Annotated in this window: 18 protein-coding genes; 5 read left to right on the top strand and 13 right to left on the bottom strand. The window is 64.9% G+C overall.

Annotated features, from left to right (window positions below; genetic code table 11):
• Nucleotides 1-5: 5 nt before the first annotated feature.
• The 5 genes from tssE to HCU76_RS03000 form a co-directional block, all read right to left on the bottom strand.
• The gene (gene tssE, locus HCU76_RS03020; RefSeq protein ID WP_213957032.1) at nt 6-497 is read right to left on the bottom strand and encodes a type VI secretion system baseplate subunit TssE; all 492 of its coding nucleotides are present in this window, start codon (nt 495-497) and stop codon (nt 6-8) included.
• Nucleotides 498-588: 91 nt separating this feature from the next.
• Nucleotides 589-1,092, bottom strand: coding sequence for a type VI secretion system tube protein Hcp (locus HCU76_RS03015; RefSeq protein WP_213957033.1), 504 nt, complete (start codon nt 1,090-1,092; stop codon nt 589-591).
• Nucleotides 1,093-1,169: 77 nt separating this feature from the next.
• Nucleotides 1,170-2,654 (bottom strand): type VI secretion system contractile sheath large subunit, encoded by a 1,485-nt coding sequence (gene tssC / locus HCU76_RS03010; protein ID WP_218508424.1) that lies wholly within the window; start codon nt 2,652-2,654, stop codon nt 1,170-1,172.
• Nucleotides 2,655-2,658: 4 nt separating this feature from the next.
• On the bottom strand, nt 2,659-3,174 hold the full coding sequence (gene tssB, locus HCU76_RS03005) for a type VI secretion system contractile sheath small subunit (protein ID WP_213957035.1): 516 nt from the start codon (nt 3,172-3,174) through the stop codon (nt 2,659-2,661).
• A gap of 26 nt (nt 3,175-3,200) precedes the next feature.
• A complete protein-coding gene (locus tag HCU76_RS03000) occupies nt 3,201-3,902 on the bottom strand; it encodes a hypothetical protein (protein WP_345944722.1) in 702 nt (233 codons plus the stop codon).
• 183 nt (nt 3,903-4,085) lie between these two features.
• On the opposite strand from HCU76_RS03000, the gene tssJ reads away from it, so the two are divergent.
• The 4 genes from tssJ (at nt 4,086) to tssA (ending at nt 8,117) form a co-directional block, all read left to right on the top strand.
• On the top strand, nt 4,086-4,706 hold the full coding sequence (tssJ, locus tag HCU76_RS02995; RefSeq protein ID WP_371319746.1) for a type VI secretion system lipoprotein TssJ: 621 nt from the start codon (nt 4,086-4,088) through the stop codon (nt 4,704-4,706).
• Between the two features lie 99 nt (nt 4,707-4,805).
• Nucleotides 4,806-6,152, top strand: coding sequence for a type VI secretion system baseplate subunit TssK (gene tssK, locus HCU76_RS02990; RefSeq protein WP_213957037.1), 1,347 nt, complete (start codon nt 4,806-4,808; stop codon nt 6,150-6,152).
• Nucleotides 6,153-6,201: 49 nt separating this feature from the next.
• Nucleotides 6,202-6,993 carry a type IVB secretion system protein IcmH/DotU gene (gene icmH / locus HCU76_RS02985; protein WP_218508422.1) on the top strand — a complete coding sequence of 264 codons (792 nt, stop codon included), beginning with the start codon at nt 6,202-6,204 and terminating at the stop codon, nt 6,991-6,993.
• Entirely contained in the window at nt 6,993-8,117 is a 1,125-nt protein-coding gene (gene tssA / locus HCU76_RS02980; RefSeq protein ID WP_256353928.1) for a type VI secretion system protein TssA, read from the top strand. The genes icmH and tssA overlap by 1 nt, the downstream gene beginning before the upstream one ends.
• Before the next feature lie 35 nt (nt 8,118-8,152).
• On the opposite strand, the gene HCU76_RS02975 is transcribed toward tssA, so the two are convergent.
• The 4 genes from HCU76_RS02975 to HCU76_RS02960 all read right to left on the bottom strand — a co-directional run bounded on the left by HCU76_RS02975 (nt 8,153) and on the right by HCU76_RS02960 (nt 14,911).
• On the bottom strand, nt 8,153-8,992 hold the full coding sequence (locus HCU76_RS02975) for an OmpA family protein (RefSeq protein WP_218508421.1): 840 nt from the start codon (nt 8,990-8,992) through the stop codon (nt 8,153-8,155).
• A gap of 1 nt (nt 8,993) precedes the next feature.
• Nucleotides 8,994-9,989, bottom strand: a complete 996-nt coding sequence (gene tagF / locus HCU76_RS02970) for a type VI secretion system-associated protein TagF (protein ID WP_218508420.1) — start codon at nt 9,987-9,989, stop codon at nt 8,994-8,996.
• Complete coding sequence (gene tssM, locus HCU76_RS02965; protein WP_218508419.1) at nt 9,986-13,840, bottom strand: type VI secretion system membrane subunit TssM; 3,855 nt, start codon at nt 13,838-13,840, stop codon at nt 9,986-9,988. The genes tagF and tssM overlap by 4 nt, the downstream gene beginning before the upstream one ends.
• A gap of 228 nt (nt 13,841-14,068) precedes the next feature.
• Nucleotides 14,069-14,911, bottom strand: a complete 843-nt coding sequence (locus tag HCU76_RS02960) for a M15 family metallopeptidase (protein WP_218508418.1) — start codon at nt 14,909-14,911, stop codon at nt 14,069-14,071.
• A gap of 123 nt (nt 14,912-15,034) precedes the next feature.
• Between HCU76_RS02960 and HCU76_RS02955 the strand changes: the two genes are divergently transcribed.
• Nucleotides 15,035-15,838, top strand: a complete 804-nt coding sequence (locus HCU76_RS02955) for a hypothetical protein (protein WP_218508417.1) — start codon at nt 15,035-15,037, stop codon at nt 15,836-15,838.
• Between the two features lie 29 nt (nt 15,839-15,867).
• Here HCU76_RS02955 and HCU76_RS02950 read toward each other — a convergent pair whose 3' ends face one another.
• The 4 genes from HCU76_RS02950 to HCU76_RS02935 form a co-directional block, all read right to left on the bottom strand.
• A complete protein-coding gene (locus tag HCU76_RS02950) occupies nt 15,868-16,536 on the bottom strand; it encodes a response regulator transcription factor (protein ID WP_256353968.1) in 669 nt (222 codons plus the stop codon).
• A gap of 341 nt (nt 16,537-16,877) precedes the next feature.
• Nucleotides 16,878-17,111: a hypothetical protein gene (locus HCU76_RS02945; protein WP_218508415.1), complete on the bottom strand. Its 234-nt coding sequence runs from the start codon at nt 17,109-17,111 to the stop codon at nt 16,878-16,880.
• Nucleotides 17,112-17,177: 66 nt separating this feature from the next.
• A complete protein-coding gene (locus tag HCU76_RS02940) occupies nt 17,178-18,281 on the bottom strand; it encodes a porin (protein ID WP_218508414.1) in 1,104 nt (367 codons plus the stop codon).
• A 17-nt stretch (nt 18,282-18,298) separates the two neighbouring features.
• Nucleotides 18,299-19,249 carry a DUF1254 domain-containing protein gene (locus tag HCU76_RS02935; protein ID WP_213957047.1) on the bottom strand — a complete coding sequence of 317 codons (951 nt, stop codon included), beginning with the start codon at nt 19,247-19,249 and terminating at the stop codon, nt 18,299-18,301.
• Between the last annotated feature and the right edge of the window lie 34 nt (nt 19,250-19,283).

The raw sequence follows: 19,283 nt of genomic DNA, 5'->3' as shown, positions 1-19,283 counted from the left end.
GTGTCCTAGTAGTTGCGGGCCTTGCTGGCCCCGCGGGTCACGGAATATTGGAGGGTGGTGGGCTGAAGGAGCGCGTCGAAATTCACCGGCTCGCTCATCGCAGGCAATGTGAGCAAGGCCGAGATGCTGAAGTACAGGACGCTGGTGTTGGACTGACCATCGAGTTCCAACGTCACCACGACGTTTGTCAGTCGCGGCTCATGCCGCGCGATCGCTTGCTCCAGCGACCTGCAAATGAACGAGCGGTCGTTGAAACTTGCCAGGCTGCGCCCGGAGAAGTCGTTGAGCCCGTATGTCAGGATGGACTTCTTGCATTGCTCCAGGCCCTGGAGCATGGGATCGGTGAACACCATGCGCGTGTTCAGCAAGGACTCCAGGTCACGTGCCACCACGTTCTTCATCTCCTCCAGCGAGAAATTCCGCAGCGCTGGCGAAGCCGCTCCGCGACGATCGTCGTCAAACAGCTTGTCGAGCAAGCCGGGTTCAAACCCAGTCATTTATTGTTCCCGCCTTCGGGCGGCCGCCGTGGGGCGACCGGCCCAAAAAAGAACCGCGGCAATTGCCGCGGTTCTTGCCTGCAGCTCAGACTCAGACCGAATAGGTCTTGTCGTTCTTTGTCAGGCTCCAGGCGCCTTGCGAATTGCCGCCCTGGTTGCCGCCGATCTTCTGCTGGATGTACTTCCACTGCACAGCGGCGTACTTGAGCGAGAAGGATTCGCTCGGCACGCCGGTTTCCACCACGCTCGGGCTCACGCTGGAGATCAGCACGTACTTGAGCTTGATTTCCAGGTACTTCACACGCTTGCCTTCACCGTCGGCGCGGAAGAATTCGATCGTGACTTCGTCGAAGGTGCTGCCGCCCGAAGCGTGCTGGTACAGCAGCGGGCTCACGACGTCCATGTCCTTCGTGAAGATCATTTCGCCGTGCTCGCAACGCTCTGCGGTGTGGCCGCCAGCGGTGGATGCCGTTGCCGAGCGAGGCTGAACGATGGTGTGATGCCAGGTGTTGACCTCGATCCAGTCCTTGTGGTCCTTGTCCTGCGACTCACCCTTGATGGCCGGGCTGCCGAATTTGACGTAGATGTCTTTCACTCTTACCTCTCCTGCTGAAGTTTTTGATTACGGGAATAAACCAACACACTGACACCGCACAGGCAAGCCACCACGGCCTACTTGTTGACGGACTGGGGAAGATCCGCCACGAGACGCAGCGAGATCGACAATTCATCGAGCTGAAAGTGCGGCCGCAGGAATGCGACCGAACGATAGACACCCGGCTTGCCCGGAACCTCGGACACCTGGACAGAGGCCTCGCGCAGCGGGAACTGCGCCTTCTGCTCCTGCGACGCGTTGTCGTCGAGCAGCACGTACTGCGAGATCCAGCGATTCAGGAACTGCTCGACGCTCTGCGCCGATGCAAAGCTGCCGATCTTGTCGCGCATCATCGCCTTCAGGTAGTGCGCCACGCGCGACACCGAGAAGATGTACTGGAGTTGAGCCGACAGCACCGCATTGGCATTGGCGCTGTCGGTGTTGTACTTCTTGGCTTTTTGCAGCGACTGGGCGCCGAAGAAGGCCGCGTAGTCGGAGTTCTTGCAGTGCACCAGCGGAATGAAGCCGAGGTCGCTCAGTTCCTTCTCGCGACGATCGGTGATCGCGATTTCGGTCGGGCACTTGAGCGCGATGTCGCCGTCGTCCGTCTTGAAGGTGTGCGTGGGCAGGTCTTCCACCAGCCCGCCGCCTTCGACACCCCGAATGGCGGCGCACCAGCCGAAGTCATCGAACGCTGCCGTCAGGCGCGTGGCAAAGGCCCAGGCTGCGTTGCACCAGAGGTACTTCGAGTGGTCCGTACCGTCGACGTCTTCGACGAAGTTGAAGCTGTCGACGATCGTGCCTTCCTTGGGGTCGTACGGCAGGCGCCCGAGGTAGCGCGGCAAGGTCAGGCCGACGTAGCGCGAATCCTCGGAGTCGCGGAACGACTTCCACTTGGCGTATTCGACAGTGTCGAACACCTTGGCCATGTCGCGCGGCTTGCCCAGGTCGGAGAAGGTCTCGAGGCCCAGCAACTCAGGCGATGCGGAGCTGATGAACGGCGCATGCGAGGCAGCCGCAACATGCGACATCTGCTCGAGGAAGTACATGTCTTCCGGCTGGCGGGTGACCTCGTAGTCACCAATGATCGCCCCGAAGGGCGCACCGCCGAAAGTGCCGAATTCTTCTTCGTAGATCTTCTTGAACATCGAGCTCTGGTCGAACTCGATGGCGGACTTGAAGTCGCGGACCAGGTCGCGCTTGGTGGCGTTCAGTACCTTGATCTTGAGCATCGATCCCGTGGGTGTTTCCTTGACCAGGTAGTCGAGGCCACGCCAGGTGCTTTCCAGCTTCTGGAATTGCGGTGCATGCATCACGGCGCTCAGTTGGGCTGAGATCAGGTGATCGAGGTCTGCCACGCGTGCGTCGATCATGGCGGAGACGTTGTCCGACACGATGACGGAGCCATCGAGCACCTGGCTGACCAGTTCTCCGATGATGTCGCGGGCGCGGGAATGTTCGGACTCGGACTTCGCGACCTTGCTCTGGTCGACGATCTGGTCGAGCAGGCTGGTGGTGGCCTGTGCGCCATCCGCGAATGCCGCTGCTTGCGCTGCGCTCATAGGTTCAGCCCTCCTTCTTCTTCGCAGCGTCCTTGCCCAGGCGCTGCAATTGTTCGGTATTGCCGAGCACGTCGGCCAGCAGGTCTTCGAGCTTGCCGTTGCCGGCCATCTTGTTGCGCAGGTCGGCCAGCTTGGTGCGCGCGTCGAGCAGCTTGCGCAGTGGCTCGATCTGGTCGACCACAGCCTCGGGGGAAAAGGATTCCATCGAAGTGAAGGTGAGGTCCACGCCGAAGCTGCCGCCGCGCGCGTCGAGCTTGTTCTCGACCTGGAATGCGGCGCGTGGTTGAACGCCCTGCATGACGTCGTCGATGTTGTCGCGATCGACGTTGACGAACTTGCGATCCCTCAGCTTCGATTGGTCGATCCGCGACTGGCCGGCCAGGTCGGCGACCACACCTACGACGAATGGCAGCTCCTTCTGTTCGATACCGTCACCGATCTCGACGTCATAGGTCAGTTGCACCCGCGGGGGACGCACTTTTTGCAAGCGCTTCTGCACGCTTTGTCTTTTGGTAGCCATGGATTTCCTCCCTGCAAGAAACGCAGTTACTTCAACGCATCGAATGGATTGCCGTTGCCCGAACGGGCGGCGGATGCCGCGGCAGGCGCGGCCTTGGCGGGTGTTGCGGGCTTCACGGCCGCGGCGGGTGCAGGTGAAGGCGCTGGCGTCACATCCGTGGATGCGGCGGCAGGCGCCCGTGCGGCCCTGGGAGGCGGTGCCCGACGTACGGGGGTCGCGGCGCGCGCAGACTCCGTTGCAGGAACCAGCACCGAGGTGCCCAGGGTCTCGCGCAGGAGTTGCGCAAGCCTTTGCGCATCGGCCGTGGTGTCGCCGCTCAGCGAACTGTCCTTGCGAAGGTCTTCGAGCGAACGCGCGGCCAGGCGAAGACCGCCCACGGCCGTGACGCTCTTGGCTTGCCGGTTCGAAGGATCCCGCTTGAGTGTTTCTTCAGCCGCGACGATGGCAAGGCTGTAGTTGCCCTGCGCAAAGTGGATCTGGGCGATACGCGACCACGGTTCCCCGCGGCTGGGGTTGTTGGTCGCGATCTGCTGGTACATGCGGATGGCGCGTTCCTTGTCGCCCACCTTGTCGGTTGCCGCGACCTGGTCCGCCTCCGCCATGCTCTTGCTGAATGCCTCCGACGACTGCGCCGCCGCCGTTGTCGTCGGCGCCGTAACGCATCCGGTCAAGAGGCCAGTGGCGATAGAAAACGCCACCACCGCACTTGCAATGTGCTTGTTGTTCACCACTACTCCCTGAAGTCTTCTGTTTTGTCGGAAAGGCCACTCGCCCTTTCCAGCCCGGCCGAACGATACTACATATTGCTTAAGGGTCGGTCACGGCCCGTACCAAACATGAGGGAGAAATACACAATGCGGACTCGATCCGTTTCGCTTGAGGGCTTGCCGCGGTGCGAATCGGCGCACGCCGTGCCCGCCTACCGATTCATTACGACTTTGCTGTGCGCAGCAGCCCTCGCGGGCTGCGCATCGCCGGTGGCCACGCTGGGCACCGTTGCCAAGGTCGCACTCGAAGTCAGCGGCCTGAGCAAGCCCGAGTTGCCCGAGCTTCAAAAGCCGCCGCGCAAGGTACCCGTCTCGATCGCCGCGGGGAAGAACCTGAATGCCGACGATCGCGGCCGCCCCCTGGCCGCTGTGATGCGCATCTACAAGCTGAAGGACACCACGGCGTTCTACCAGGCGCCCTTCGATGCATTCGTCACCACCGGCCGCGACAAGGCCGTGCTGGGCGATGACCTGATCGAAAGCCGCGACATCACGCTCATCCCCGACCAGCAGCTCAACCTGAGCGAGACCTTGCCACGCACGGTCAACGCCATGGGAATTGTGGTGCTCTTCCATTCGCCCGGTGGGCAACGATGGCGTGTCGCCTTCGATGCGGCAGAGGCCGAAAAGACAGGCGTCGTCATCGGTGCACACGCCTGTGCGCTCACCGTCACGCAAGGTGCTGTGATCGACGTCCAGGGTCATGGGCAAAGCGAGCCACCGCGTACGTACAACAGGCTCGCGCAGGTGAACTGCAAGAGCTGAAGTTTCGGGGTCGCATGAGATACTGCGACCGCTTTTTTTCGCCGCGCCAAGGGAGCCATACCCGTCGTGGCAAATGTTTTCCAAGGGAGTTGATTCGTCGTGAGCTATGCCGCCAAGGTTCTTTGGGGCGAGGGCCTTTTCCTGCGCCCTCAGCATTTCCAACGCCAGGACGCCTACCATGAGGCGCGCCTTCACAACACCGCTCAATCGCTGCACCCGTACTACTGGGGCGTCCGCTCGTTCAGCTTCGACCTGGACGCGCTCGCCAGCGGCATGCTGCGTGCATCGGAGCTGTCAGTCGTATTCCCTGACGGCGAGCCGTATTCGGCGCCGCATGTCGACAAGCTGCCGCCCCCGATCGCGCTCGACACGCTGAGCCCCGGGCAGAACGAGATCACTTTCTACCTGGTGCTGCATCCGGTAAGGGAACTCGGGCACAACTACAAGGAGCCGGAGGACAGTGCATTCGCCGCGCGATACGTCAGCGACGCGACGCAGTGCCCCGACCTCTTCACCGATGCGGTCAACGCCGAGGTGGTCTACCTGCGCAAGACCGTGAAGTTGCTGGCCGACTCCGAGCCGCGCGAGCAGTTCGTCTCCATCCCGGTGGTGCGCATCCGGCGCACGGCATCGGGCGGCTTCGAGCTCGACCAGGCCTTTGTACCGCCATGTATTTGCGTGGATACATCGCCCACCGTCTACCAGCAATTGCGCCGCCTGCTCGACGTGCTGCAGGCCAAGGTCAACTCGCTCTACGGGATCCATCGCGAGGCCAGCAAGAACATCATCGAGTTCCGCTCCGGCGACATCGCCTCGTTCTGGCTCCTGCACACCGCCAACGCGGCATTTGCGTCGCTGTCGCATCTGTTTCGACATCCGGCGCTGCACCCGGAACGCCTCTTCCAGGAGCTGTTGAATCTTGCCGGCGCGCTGATGACTTTCGCCAAGACCTACACGCTGAACGACCTGCCCACCTACGACCACGAGAAGCCCGGCGCCGCATTCGCCGAACTCGACCACATCATCCGCGACCTGCTCGACACCGTGATCTCGACGCGCTACTTCGCGATCACATTGACCGAGACGCGGCGCGCCTTCCACATGGGCCGGCTCGACTCCGGCAAGATCGACGAGAAGACGGTGTTCTACATGGCCGTCACCGCCAGCATGCCGGCGGCCGAACTGGTCGAGGCCGTGCCCGCGCGATTCAAGATCGGCGCACCGGAAGACGTCGACAAGCTGGTGCTCTCCGCCATGCCCGGCGTGCGCCTGGTCTACGCGCCGCAGGTGCCGCCTGCCATCCCGATCCGCGCCGGCGCGTGCTACTTCGCGGTCGACAGCAAGAGCCCTCTCTACGAACGCATGCTGCAGGCGCAGAGCGTCGCCATCTACGCGCCGACCGGCATTCCCGACATGCAGCTCGAACTCATCGCGGTGACATCGTGAACGCATTGGACAAAGCACGCGCCGCAGCGCACAGCAGGGAGCATTCCAGATGAACATCACAGCACGCCCGCCCTCCCTCTTCGGTGGGGATGCGCTGCCCGCGGGATTCACGCCCGCCGGCGCCGTCCCCGCACAAGACTCTTCGCTCCTCGACATCCTGTATGACGGCTTTGTGATGCTCTTTCTCATCAAGAAGAAGCAGCAGCCCGCGCAGGCCGAGCAGTTCCTCGGCGGCATCCGCAGCTACCTCGCGGAGTTCGAGCGCAATGCGCGCAAGCTCGGCGCCGGAGCCGAGGAAGTCCATGCCTGCAAATACGCGTTCTGTGCCGTCGTCGACGAATTCGTCCTGGCCTCGCCGGAGTTCGCGATCCAGCCCGAATGGGAGCGCCGGCCGCTCCAGTTGGCCCTGTTCGGCGACCAGATCGCCGGCGAGAACTTCTTCCACATGCTCGAAGCGCAACGGGCCCAGGGCGCGGCGCGCGTGCAGACGCTTGAAGTCTTCTATATGTGCCTGCTGCTCGGCTTCCAGGGCAAGTACATCCTCGAAGGCCCCGAGAAGCTGGCCTACCTCACGGCCCGGCTGGGCGACGAGATCGCCAACATCAAGGGCAAGCGCACGCCCTTCGCGCCGCACTGGCCCCTGCCCGACCAGATCGCGCACACGCTCAAGCGCGAGGCGCCGCAGTGGGTCGTCGCATCGGTGTTCTCGCTGATCGCACTGGTCGGCTTCATCGGCTTGTCCCTGCACCTGTCCGGCACCACGCAATCCACGCTGGAGCGCTACCAGGACATCGTGCGCCTGGGCCCGCGCCAGGCCAACCTCACGATCTCCCTGCCCTGATGGCCGCTGAAACCATGCTCGACCTCGACGCACTGCTTGCCCCGATTCCCGGCCCGTCCCCCTGTGGGCCGGACATGCTCTTCTCACCCCAGTTCGACGCGATCCAGGCGGCGCGCTTGCAGGACGACCCATCGCTCGAGCAGGGCGACTGGGTGATCGATCTCAAGGAAGCCGACTGGCCCTTCGTCATCGCCGAGTCGCAGAAGCTGCTGACCGATTCCACCAAGGACCTGCGCCTCGGCGTGTGGCTCACTGACGCGCTGGCCAGCCGCCAGGGCTTTGCCGGATTGAACGACGGCTACCGCTTGCTGACCGGCCTTTGCGAGTGCCATTGGGACGACCTGCACCCCCAAGCCGAAGACGGCGACATGGACATGCGCTTTGGCAGTGTCAGTTGGCTGGCATCGCGCTCCATCGAACTCGTGCGACGCGCGCCGATCGTGAACGACGGGAAGATCTCCTACGGCGCCCACGCCTGGGAGCAGGCCCTCGCCCTCGAGCAGGCCGTCAAGCGCGCGCCATCCGACGCCGACGAACTGACGCGGGGCAAGATCACGACCGATCAGTTCGACCGCGTGCGTCGTGCGACGCCGGCAAAGTTCCTGCAGGCCGTGCATGCCGACCTGTCGGCCTGCGAGGCGTCCGTGAAGCGCTTCGAACAGGTCTTCGACGCGCGCACCGACTCGCAGGGGCCGAGCTTTGCGCGGGTCAAGGACATGCTGGAGTCCGTTCGCGCCATCATCGAGCGCTTTGCGCGTGATGCCGGTGTTTCACTCGGCCGCGCAGCCGCGCCACCCGCGCCAGTCGCCAACGACGAATCGCTGCAACGCGTCGAGCGCATGCTTGCAACACCCATCGGCGAGGCACCCGGCGCCGTCGCAGCCCCGCAGCGCGGCGGCATTCACACCCGGGCCCAGGCGATCGCGCAGCTCAATGAGGTGGCGGATTTCTTCGAGCGCACCGAGCCTTCGAGCCCGACGGCGTACATGGCCAAGAAGGCAGCGTCCTGGGCCAACATGTCGCTGCATGCCTGGCTGCGCAACGTGGTCAAGAACGAGCAGGAACTCGCGCAACTGGAAGACCTGCTCGGCGTCCGCGGGCAAACACCGGAAGACGGCAACTGAGGGAAGGCCACCCTCCCCGGGGAAAGGCGCTCAGTTCAGCGCCCGACCCTGAACTCGATGCGTCGATTGCGCGCGCGGCCCGCGTCGTTGTCGTTGCCCGCCAGCGGCTGGTCCGGCCCGACGCCACTGGTGGTCATGGTGGCAGGATCGATGCCCTTGCCGACCAGGTACCCCTTGACGGCCTCCGCTCGCGCCTGGCTCAACGCCAGGTTCGACGCCCGGTTGCCGGAGTTGTCGGTATGGCCAATGATCGCCACCGACTTGTTGCTGAGCTTTGCCAGCGCTGCGGCAATCTCGTCGAGGATGGCCCGACCCTTCGCTGTGAGCGTCGCGCTGCCGACTTCGAACTCGATGATGCGGTTGCCGAGGGCCTGGTCCACCACGACCTGCTCGGACGCCGGCACCCGAAGGCTGTTCTTGATGGTGTAGGTCGGATTCAGCGCGCTGGCCATGTCGCTGACGATCTTCTGGCGCAGCGCTTCGTTGCCGACTTCACCTTGCGCGGTGATCTGGGTGCCCTGGATCTGCAGTTGCCCGCGATGAATCTGCCTGAGCGAAGGGTTGAGCAGCTTCTGCACATTGGCCGACCAATTGGCTGGCGTCCCGACGGAACTGACGACCTCGATCCGGTCGATCACGTTGGCCGGGCCATAGACCTGGCGCAATGCGCCGATGACTGCGGCGCGCGTCGCCTCGTCGGGCACCTGGCCGCCCGCCACGACCTGCTCCGGCTTGCCGGCGGTACCGCCCGGGCTTTCGATGTTGGCGCCCTGCGCGGGTGCGATTGCAGGCGACTGGGCCTGCGTCGGCGGCGACAACGCAAGGAGCCCGGCCCAGGCCAGGATGCGCAACGACGCGATATTCAATTTGCGCATCTCAATCCCCGATGAAGACTTCGCGAAACGCGGACAACACGATTTCCAGCGGCAACTGCGGCTGCTCGAGATAGCTCACCAGCTTGTACATCGCGTAGTTGCTGTGAATGCTTTCCTCAACCCATTCCGGGTTGTCGATCTCGATGTTCTGCTCGGCATGCACCTGCAGGTGCAGGACGCTCTGCAGCGTCCGTGGCGACAGCCCGTTGAACCCGACGATCAGGCGCGGCAGGCCGCTGACGGCCGAGACGCAGAGCACCAGCTCGAAGTCCGCCCTCGCGAAGAACCTGGACACGATGTCGAGCCAGAAGGTCGCAAGCAACGGCTGGAGGAACGGATCGCGCGGCAGCGGCAGGGTCAGCCCCTTCTCGAGATGCGACACCGTGCTGGCCATGACCGGTTGCAGCAGCAGGCCCAACGCCAGCGTCAAGCGCCGCAGCGACACCTTGTGGCCGTCGGAGTTGAGCGTCTGTTCGATGCGCAGCAGGCTGTAGTCGCGAATGAAGTTCTGATAGGCCGCTTGCGCGCTGGAGCCCTTGAAGATGGTTTCGACATGGCAGGGCACGGCCTCGAGGCTGCGCAGGTCGGCCTCGATGTCGCGGCTCGTCTCAAGGTCGGCCACACGCCGCGACACCGTGTCCCACCACGGCTGCAGCAAGGCCGGCGCGCCGCTCATGAAATCGGTCGCCCTTTCGACGTCCAGCGGCACCGCCGCCAGGAACGGATAGCGGCGCGACGACTCGTCGTGGCTGGGCCGCACATGACCCGCGATGGCCAGGCGGCTGCGCGAGCCAAGGCACACGAAATGCAGCGGCGCCGCATCGTCGTAGATGAGCTTCCAGCGCGGATCCTCGGACAGGAGTTCCATGCCTTGGGAGAGCCAGTTGTCGAGCACGCGCAGCAATTGCGGGTTGTAGATGCCCTTGACGAAATCGCCGCGCATCGGCAGCTTGCCGAAGTACGACATTTGCTGGGCCTGGAGCGACGGATGGCTCATGGGGTCGCTCCTGTCATTACCGCGCCGCCCGGAGCGGGCGCGAGTGCTGCTGCACCCGGTGCAGAGGCCACGGGGCGGACATCGACCACCGATGCGGGCAACGCGATGCCGCGCAATCCTTTGCCCTGCGGCGAGTCGGAGCTGCTGGCGCCGGCCTGCGCGCTCTGGATCAGGCGCAGCTTCACCGAGACGGAGGCAGTGCCCTTGCTCCACGTCAGCTCGAAACTGTTGTCAGGCAGCTTCTTGCGCTGCGCAGTGGCAAAGAGCTTCTCCAGCCCGAAGTTGCCCGGCTCGTTGACCAGTTCGACCGTTGTGCCATCGAAGGTCACGGCGCTGATCTTCGAACCCGGCGTGCCCTGCGCGTTGGGCCAGACGAAGTTGGACCATTGCGGCGGCGTGTTGCGGTAGCGCAGTTGCTGGCCATCGATCTCGATCACGTACTCGGTCAGGCCCGACGCCGGCTGCGGCAGGATCTGGAACAGGGTCTGCGGCTGTGCCGCCGCCGCGCCGCCGGACGCCGCGCCCCCGGCCAGCGGTGCGACCCATTGCGCAAAGCCGCCGACGAATTCCGGGTTCAGGCGCAAGCCTTCGTCGCCCCAGGTGCGCGCAGAAAGCAGATCTCCACGCCGATTGACCAGCGGCCCCATCGTGGTCGCAACGAACTTGCCGATCGCGCCCTCGGGTCCGAAAACCTGCGCAATTTCAGCCGGTGCGGCCTCGATGGTGGAGCGCGCCGCAAACGGGTACTTGGTCGCCAGCGATTGCTGGAACAACTGCTGGACCTGCGCACTCCAGACCTTGTTCAATTCGACCGCGGTCGGCTGGATCGTCACCGAATACGCGCTCAGCAGCGGGCGCACCAGCAAGGGACGCAGAGCCTGGCGCTGCGACGGGTCCATGCCGGTCAGCATCTGCTCGTCGACGTACTTGAGCGCGTCGGCCAGTTCGGAGCCATTACCGTCGAGCGTCTGCTGCATCAGCTGGCGCGCGCCGGGGCCGGGGTCGCCCTGGTTCTTGATCTGGTTGAAGCGCGTCCGCAACTTCGATAACGCGTTCAGATAGCCCTTCAACAACGAGGTGTTGTCGCGGTCCACGACGATGCGGCCGACGCCTGCGAACTCCTTGCCCACGGGCCCCATCGGGATCTCGACCGGGTTGCTGGCATCGATGTTGACGTTGACGTTCAACTGCGACGGCGTGGCGCGTGAGAACAGCCCCTTGACCCATGCCATGGCGCCGGTGCCGGCCTGTTGCAATCCGGCATTGACTACCGACGGGTTGTCCCAGGATGTCTGGTCGTAGACGGTGGTGAACACCTTGCGGATCGGCGAGTTCTGTGGGTCGCCCAGCACGTTCATCGCGCCGACGGCCTGGTCGAAATTGGCAAGGTCGCGCACGGCGATGCCCTGGAGGAAACGCCTCCACTCCTTCGCGTACTCGAGCTTGTACATGTTGACCAGCGTCTTGCGGATCTGCTCCGGGCTGCCCTCGAGCGTGAGGTCGTCGTTGCTGGCGACGTTCAGCACCCAGTCCTTGTTGCTCGTCTCGCGATTGGCCGCGTCGCGGATGGCCTGGTCGACGTACTGCCGCCAGGCCTCGCGGGTGAAGGCGCCCGAGATCGCCGTGCTGCCTGCGATGACCGCCTCGCTCTCCCCTGTGCTGGCGCCGCCGATGATGCGCGACACGGTCATCGGCGCGAAACGGGTCGATGCGCGCGCCTTGATCTCGGCATAGACGCGCTCGCGCGCCGGCATGCCGCGCACCACGTGACGCAGGGCGTCGCGCGTTTGCTCGACCGCCGTGAGATTGATGTCGGTGATCACCGGCCAGTTGTCGTCGCCGACGCGGCTGAGGTAGAAGCTGATCGCGCGCTCGGCATCGCGGATGACCTGCTGGCGCGTCATGTCGCCACGGTTGGCCTCGAGCCACACACGCCAGAAGCGGGAGATCTGGTCGGTCAGGTGCGCGGTCTCGACGTGCCGCTTGTCGGCCAGCATGAGGTAGGTCTTCAGGGCGTTGTACGTGTCCTGGACATCGGTGGGCGATGAGCCGGCATACAGGCCGCCGGCATCGGCGCGCGGGGAAGCGTGGGTGGCCACGACGGGCGTCACCGCCGGCGGGGCGCCGTCGGCGAGCGGCACGTTGGGGCGCTTCAGCAACTCCGGGTGGGCGTTGACCTCTTTCAGGAAAGCCTGCAGGTTGTCCGACACCGGCGACAGCATGAGCTGCTTGATGCCGCCGTAGTACTCGGCCAGCAGCTTGTCCTCCAGCGCGTTGCCCTGGTAGAGGCCCAGTGACAACGCCAGCGGTCGGTCGCTGCGGAATTTCTCGAGTTGCTCGATCCGGTCCTGCAGGATGCCGAGGCTCTCGAAGCGTGCCTTGAGCCCGGGTCCGCCAGCCTGCAGCTTCACGACCTTGTCGAGGTCGGCCTGCACGTTCTCGATCAGTTGCCGGTTGCCCAGGTAGGACCAGGTCCAGCCGCCCAGCATGAGGCCGAGCGCGGTGACGAAGCCGAAGAAGACCAGGTATCGCAGGCGCGTCTTCATCGGGCTGGAGAACTGGCGGACTGTCTTCTTGTCGGCGAAGATGACCTTGGAGAACAGGTCGCGCAGGAAGAATCCGTTCTGCGAATAGACCTCCTTCGCCTTGCTCGACGGGTCGGTCAGCCGAAGCCCGAAGCGCGATGCGATGCGCTCGGTCGACAGGCTGCGCAGCGTGCCTTCCTGCAACGCGCTGGTGAAGTAGAAGCCGCGAAACACGGGCTTGTACTGGAACGGATTGCTTTCGAACAGCGTGGACAGGAACGCGCGCAGCGCCGGCTTGGTGGCCGCGAACTCCAGCGGAAAGATCAGCAGTCCAGGCGATGGATTGGTGTTGCGGCGCGTGGCGATGTGCGCCACGCTGATTTCCTTCAAGCCGGTGTAGAGCTCGTCAAAGCGCTCGTCGAACAGCGCGACGGCATCCTGCTTCTCGTCATGCTCGTAGGGCAGCGTCGCGCCCCAGACGCGGTCGCGCTCGACCTTGTCGCTGTCGCCGAAGAATTCGGCGAAGCCGGTGATCAGGTCGGCCTTGGTGAACATCACGTAGACCGGCGCGAAGATCTCCAGCCGCTCAGTGAGTTCCTGCACGCGCTCGCGCAGGCTCTTGGCCAGTTCGATTGCGAAGTCGGGGCGGTTGCCGATGAGTTCCGGCACGCTGGCCGTCACGATGATTCCGTTGATCGGCGCCTTGGGCCGGTACTTCTTGAGCAGGTCGAGGAAGCCGAACCATTCCTTGCGGTCTTCCTGGTGCACCGAGTAGCGCCCGGCCGTGTCGAGCACGATGCCTTCGGTGGTGAAGAACCAGTCGCAGTTGCGCGTGCCGCCGATGCCCTGGATGACCGCGTTGCCTTTTTCCGCGAACGGGAACTGCAGGCCTGAATTGAGGATGGCCGTGCTCTTGCCGGCGGCGGGGTTGCCGATGACCATGTACCAGGGCAGTTCGTACAGGGCTTCGTTGCCCGAGACCTGGCCGATCTTGGAGGTCTTGATGGTCTTGACGGCCTCGATCATGCGGGCGCGCAGCACCTCGATCTCGGCCCGTCGCGCGGGGTCGGCGACGGGTGTGACCGGGGCCGTCTCGCCCTGGTGCTCCAGCATGTCGCCGAGCTCCTGGTTGGCCTTGCGCCTGCGCCAGCGGCGGATGAGCCAGACCACCAGCCAGATGCCCAGGGCCACGGAGAACGCGGCCACGGCCCACATCAGCGCGAGTTCGAGCTGTTGCACGCCCAGGAACAGGACCCCGGCGAGCGCCAGGAACCCGATGGCGGACAGCGTGCGCGTGTCCAGCAGGAAACTGAAGAAGCGACTCATGACTCAGGCGGGCCGCGATGCGGCAGCGGTCATGGCGCAGGGCGCTCGGCCGGAATCCGCGCGCATGCCGCGGCGGCTTGATGATGTCGATTGATTGCTGGACGCGGCATCGGAGACGCCGTGACAGTCGGATCCATCGCCCGGCACGTTGTGCGGTCGATTCATTTTTATCTACTCCCTTGGCTGCCCTGCGCACCGCATTCTTGGCGGCGCGCAACTCACACAATGTCAATCCCGTGGCAGCTTGAAACCTGGCCTGCGGTATTCCACGTGCCCGTAGTCCTTGAACGACCACCGGCCGCCCCAGACAAGCCCGAGCGACTCGGCCACTTCGCCATACAGGCGGTAGCCCTCCATCGCCCACGCATCCTTCTCGGAAATGACGAGCTTGCCATTTCGATAGAACGCGTTGTCTGCTGCCAGACCATACTGATGGTAACTTTGATTTGCCTTCGCTCGCGTCACGTGCTCGCCCAAAGCAGCAAGTTTTGCCTGACGCTCCGGACTTCTGTAGCCCTCGAGCAGCGCCAGGTCGTAGCCGTGCTTGTCCTTCATGACCTTGTAGACGAGCAGCAGGCGCGCGCGAAAATCGGGGTCCAGCACATCCCAATTGCGGCTGCCTTCGCGGGTCAGCGGCCGCACCTGCTCCACCTCGGCCGTCGCGAAGACCTCGGGTGGCAAGGCTTGCGGCGGCACCAGTTGCTCGCCTCGAAGCAATGCCTCGACCTTCTCGTCGGTGTCGCGGGCGGCGTCTTCATAGAACACCGTCTTGCCGCTGCGCAGCACCACGCTCAGCAGCACGGGAACGGCCACGACCGCCAGCACGCCGAGCAGCATGAGTCGGCGCCGGACCAGGAACTGCATCGCGCCGGACCCCGCGTGGCCCGCGGCGCGCACCGATGCGGCGGAGGTCTGCGCGGCGCCATGCCGCGCACGACGCCAGCTATCGGTGAAGGACCGCCACGCGCCGCTCGCCGCGGCCATGGCTCGCGCCCGCGCAGCCGGCAGAAAAAAAATGGCGGCCGCGGCCACCATCAGTACGAAATAGAAGAAAAGCGCGAATGCGAACAAGCAAAACCGTGAGCGATGCGAAGACACGGAAATTGTAGGTTGGCGGAATCATTGGAAAACCTGCTAATCTGCGACGGCTGTCACCTTGTGCTGAAAAGTACTGGTTCATCAGGGGGAAAACAAATGAGCAATTCAAACAACAAGGCGTCCGCGAGCCGTTGGCCCAGCCTCATGGACTCCGCGCCTTCCTCGCCTTCGGACCCGCGAAATTCCACGGAACCCACCCGCGTGCTGGCCGACCTCGGCGGCCACAAGCCGCCGGGCATTTCGGGCGGCATGATCGCGGTGGCCTGCTGCATTGTCGCGATGGGTATCGGGGCCGGCTTCTGGGCCACGTCGGGCGCACCCAGGACGGTTGCGGCGGCGGCGCCGCCCGCGGTGGTCGCAAGCGCGCCCGCGCCGGTTGTGGCGCGCATCCTATCGACCGCGCCCGCCAGTTCGCCCGCGCCCGTCGTGGCCGAGGCGCCGAAGCCGACAGTCGCGGCCCTCGCGCCGCCGAAGGTCGAAGCAGCGCCCGCTGCGGAAATAAACGTCGCAAAGATCTCCGAAGAGCCCTCGGCCCCGCCCAAGGCCGTTGCGGCCAAGCCCATCGGGGAACACAAGGCGGCCGCACCCGTGGCGGTTGCCGCCAGGGTCAAGGCGCCAAGCGCATCGAAAGCCGGATCCGACAAGCCACGAAAGCTCGCGGCGAGCAAGCCCACTCAGAAAACCGCGTCGGTGAAGCAGCCTCGCCAGCCCGTCAATGTGGTGGCCACGCGGGACAGGGCGCACGCGCCAGGCAAGCCCGGCAGCACGATCGTCACGAGGGCACGCGACGACAAGCGGCGCGAGGCAGGCAGCGCCGCACCCGCCGCCCGGAAGTACACCGATCCGGACACCGACCTGCTGGCGGCCATGTTGCGGCGCAACGGCGGCGGCCCGCAGTAGCCCTCACGGGTTCCTGCCCGACCTCTCTTTCAATTGCCACCACGCACGGGCGCAAAGGTGAGCGGCGCCTCGAGCTGCCCCACCGCCTTCACGAGTTCGGCCAGCGAGCGCACCTCCATCTTTTCCATGACGTGCGCGCGATGGGCCTTGACGGTGCGTTCCGCCGCACCGAGTTCCCAGCCGATCTGCTTGTTGAGCGCGCCATTCACCACCATGTCAAGCACCTGCCGTTCGCGCGGGCTGAGCCTGGAATAGCGGGCTTGCAGCGCGGTCTGGCGCAGTCGCGCGCGGCGGCGCACGGCGTCATCCTCGATCACCTTGGCCACGACCGGCAGCAACGCATCGCTGTCGACCGGCTTGAAGAAGAAATCGGCGGCGCCGGCCTTCATGGCGCGCAAGGTTTCATGCACCGTGGCCTGCGCCGTCACGAAGATGACGGGCAAGGGTTCCGGCTGCGTGGCAATCATTTCCTGCAGGTCCAGCCCGCTCGGTCCAGGCATGTGGATGTCCAGCACGAGGCACCCTGGGGCGTCTCCGATTCCGTCGAGCAACATCTCGCCGACGGAACCGTATTGCGCCGTCCTGTACCCTGCCGCGCAAAGGACCCCGTGAAGCGCACGCCTGAACCTCACGTCATCGTCAATGAGACGTATCAGCGGCGCAGCTTCGCTGTCATCCAACAAGTCGCTCTCGATCATCTCGACCTTCCGCGCCCCATGCGCGTCCATGCAGTCAACTCCCTGACGGCTGTTATGTCGTTGCAGGCGGCTATTGAAACTGGCGGGTCGACGCGCGGCAACCTGACTTTTGGTCTAGTTCCGCATGCCGATGCTTCCGAAGAAAGCGGGCGCCATGGGAGCACACCGGCAACCCGCGGACAAGGCTGTTCACAAATATTTTCATATTTGCCGACCAGAACCCAGCAGGTGTCCAGCGGCTTTCTGCGGCGCTTGGAGACCCGGCGCTCCGGCGCAAATGCGTCTCTCAGGCCGGCGCCACGTGTGTCGGGGGGCGCCGCAGAATCAGCCGCGCAGACCGATCAATCGCAGCGGAAGCTCACCTCGGCGCCGGGCGCCGGCTTGACCTTGGGGTTGGTGAGCCGCATCGGCGCACCGAAATTGCGGCAGTAGGCTTCCGCCTCCTGCAGGGTCGGCGACGTGAAGACGCCATCACCCAGCCGCGTGACGCGAGGCGCAGGACCTGACGCGCAGCCGGCGACGACCGAAACGATGACGAGGGCGAAGAAGCGTGTGGCGAACATCGGGAGCAGCATGACTGCTGTATAGCTTGGAGGAAGTGCGCCACTTTAGCCGCAGTGCCCTGCCGCGACGATGCAGTGTCAGAAGCTGTGGCGCATCCCGAGGTCCATGCCCCGAGAAGACCGGTTGGGCGCGGTGCTGGCGCCGTTGAGCGCAGTGGTCGAGCCACCGCTGTTGTGCACGTACGCGCCAGTGGCGTAGAGCGCGGTGCGCTTCGACAGGTTGTAGACATAGCCGAGCGACAGCTTGCGCGCCGCCGGGTCGCCGGACTCGCGCGTTCCGTAGCTCGAGTACGCCATCTTGAGCTGGTTCAGGCCCACCGGAACGATGGCGCCCAGCACGAAGCCCTTGCGGACAACGGGCAGCACGCTGTCCACCTCGTCGCGGTAGTAGCCGACCGTCATCCTGACGAATTCGAAGTCATAGGCGGCGCCGATATTGAAGACACGGACAGTCCCGAAGTCGGCCGTGGACGCATAGCGGGCTCTCGATCCCGCCACCGCCAGCGCGAAATTGCCGGCGCTGTAACCGAGCCGGGCCGCATACCCCGTGCCGTCGTGCGTTGGCGGCAGGCCCGTGCCGGTCACGTTCTCGCCGAGGAAGTACTGGACTTCGCCGAAGAAACCGTAGAAGTCCGGGGGCAGGAAGTAGCCCACCATGTTGGACGCGCGCGTCGACGTGGGTCCTGCGATCGATTCGACCTGCGGCTCGGTGGTGCCAACGCCGTTGTTGGCGAAGGGGTCCATGTCCTCCCTGTTGCGGTACGAAGCCGTCTTGTCGCGGCCCAGGCGCAGCTCACCCCACCGGTCGATCAGGCTCACCGTCGCGCGACGATTGAACGAGATGACGTCCGATGGCGTCGCGCCGCCGGGCTGGTTGTTGGAGTTTCCGGCCATGCCCAGCCCGTTGTCGAGCGTGTAGCCCGCCTCGAGCCAGAACCCCGCCGCGAGCCCGCCCCCCAAGTCCTGGACGCCCCGGATTCCGAAGCGCGACGTCGCGTTGCCGCCGCTGTATAGCTGGATGAGACGCGATGTGCTGCCCTCGCCGTAGCCGATCGCTATGTCGGCAACACCGAACAGGGTCACTCCGGTGCGGTCGACGGTCGTCTGGCTCGTCTGCGCGGAGACCGTCAAGCTGGCACCGCCCAGTCCCGAGACAAGAACGCCGAAAACGGCTCGCTTCATCGTCACGCTCGTGGCGCTCAGGCCAGCATGCCCCGCCACGTGCCGCGATGGCCCGCCAACGAGCATCCGTTGCGAGTCATGCGTGCCGCGGCATCGCCAACCAGTGCAGCTTCCGCGAGGAGCGCCTTCATGGTGTCGTCGGGCGCGAAGCGATGGCCGAAGCGCATGCCGATCTGCGCCAGGTGGAAGCGTTCGAGCGGCGTCACCGCGCCGGCCGGCTCCTGCTCGACCAGTTGGCCGAGTTGCTCGAAGTAGCGATAGTCGGCGGGCGCGCTCGTGTCGATGGGGCCATGGGACCGGTTCAGGTACTGCACGGCCGGCACCCCCGATGCCTGCTGCGCCAGCGGATAGATGCGCAGCCCGGCGAAGCGACGGACGGCCCGCAGCGGATCACCATCGACCGGTTGCAGCAGCATCCATACCCCGTAGGTCGGCGAGCGCAGCACGAGGTAGCCCGGCCAGTCGCTTTCCGCGTCCCCCGGCCGGTCGCACTCCGCGTCGCCAGGCGGCAGCACCAGGTACTTCCCGCCCTTGGCCACGGCCCGCCCAATGCGCGCAACGTCACCCACCGGGCGCTGCCACATGTCGTCGAACACGCTCGCGATCCCGGCCGGAACGTCGATCACGATGGGGCCGTTGCGGAGGTTCAGGAAACTGCACACCTGCACTCTTTCGCGGACGCCGGACGTCGATTCTCCAGCGCCCTCCTGCAGGGTCTTCCAGATGACGACCTGGCAGGTCTGGCGGATGCCCGAGTTGGCCAGTCCCTGCCTGAAGCGGAACATGGCGACCGCTTCGGCGTTGTGCTGGTAGATGTCGACGGCGCGGCTGAAGGTCAGCATCTGCGCCAGGTGCTCGGCCGATTCGACGGTGGGGTGGCCATTGTTGAAGGTCAGGGCGCCGTAGCGCGTGTTGAAGGTTCCGTTGTCGATGCAGCGGTCGGGCGGGCGCTCGCTTCGAATCATCATGGTGGCATAGTTCTACTTCTTCCCGCGCAAATTT

This window comes from Variovorax sp. dw_308 (genome assembly GCF_019207085.1).
Classification (GTDB): domain Bacteria; phylum Pseudomonadota; class Gammaproteobacteria; order Burkholderiales; family Burkholderiaceae_C; genus Variovorax.
This window is presented reverse-complemented; position numbering and strand designations above follow the sequence as displayed.

Excerpts from the sequence above, each read along its gene's own strand:
- HCU76_RS02955 (WP_218508417.1), top strand. The coding sequence starts at position 15,035 with ATGAGCAATTCAAACAACAAGGCGTCCGCGAGCCGTTGGCCCAGCCTC.
- tssM (WP_218508419.1), bottom strand. The coding sequence starts at position 13,840 with ATGAGTCGCTTCTTCAGTTTCCTGCTGGACACGCGCACGCTGTCCGCC.
- icmH (WP_218508422.1), top strand. The coding sequence starts at position 6,202 with ATGAACATCACAGCACGCCCGCCCTCCCTCTTCGGTGGGGATGCGCTG.
- tssE (WP_213957032.1), bottom strand. The coding sequence starts at position 497 with ATGACTGGGTTTGAACCCGGCTTGCTCGACAAGCTGTTTGACGACGAT.
- HCU76_RS02950 (WP_256353968.1), bottom strand. The coding sequence starts at position 16,536 with ATGATCGAGAGCGACTTGTTGGATGACAGCGAAGCTGCGCCGCTGATA.
- HCU76_RS02945 (WP_218508415.1), bottom strand. The coding sequence starts at position 17,111 with ATGCTGCTCCCGATGTTCGCCACACGCTTCTTCGCCCTCGTCATCGTT.
- tssC (WP_218508424.1), bottom strand. The coding sequence starts at position 2,654 with ATGAGCGCAGCGCAAGCAGCGGCATTCGCGGATGGCGCACAGGCCACC.
- HCU76_RS02975 (WP_218508421.1), bottom strand. The coding sequence starts at position 8,992 with ATGCGCAAATTGAATATCGCGTCGTTGCGCATCCTGGCCTGGGCCGGG.
- tagF (WP_218508420.1), bottom strand. The coding sequence starts at position 9,989 with ATGAGCCATCCGTCGCTCCAGGCCCAGCAAATGTCGTACTTCGGCAAG.
- HCU76_RS02935 (WP_213957047.1), bottom strand. The coding sequence starts at position 19,249 with ATGATGATTCGAAGCGAGCGCCCGCCCGACCGCTGCATCGACAACGGA.
- tssA (WP_256353928.1), top strand. The coding sequence starts at position 6,993 with ATGGCCGCTGAAACCATGCTCGACCTCGACGCACTGCTTGCCCCGATT.
- tssB (WP_213957035.1), bottom strand. The coding sequence starts at position 3,174 with ATGGCTACCAAAAGACAAAGCGTGCAGAAGCGCTTGCAAAAAGTGCGT.
- HCU76_RS02940 (WP_218508414.1), bottom strand. The coding sequence starts at position 18,281 with ATGAAGCGAGCCGTTTTCGGCGTTCTTGTCTCGGGACTGGGCGGTGCC.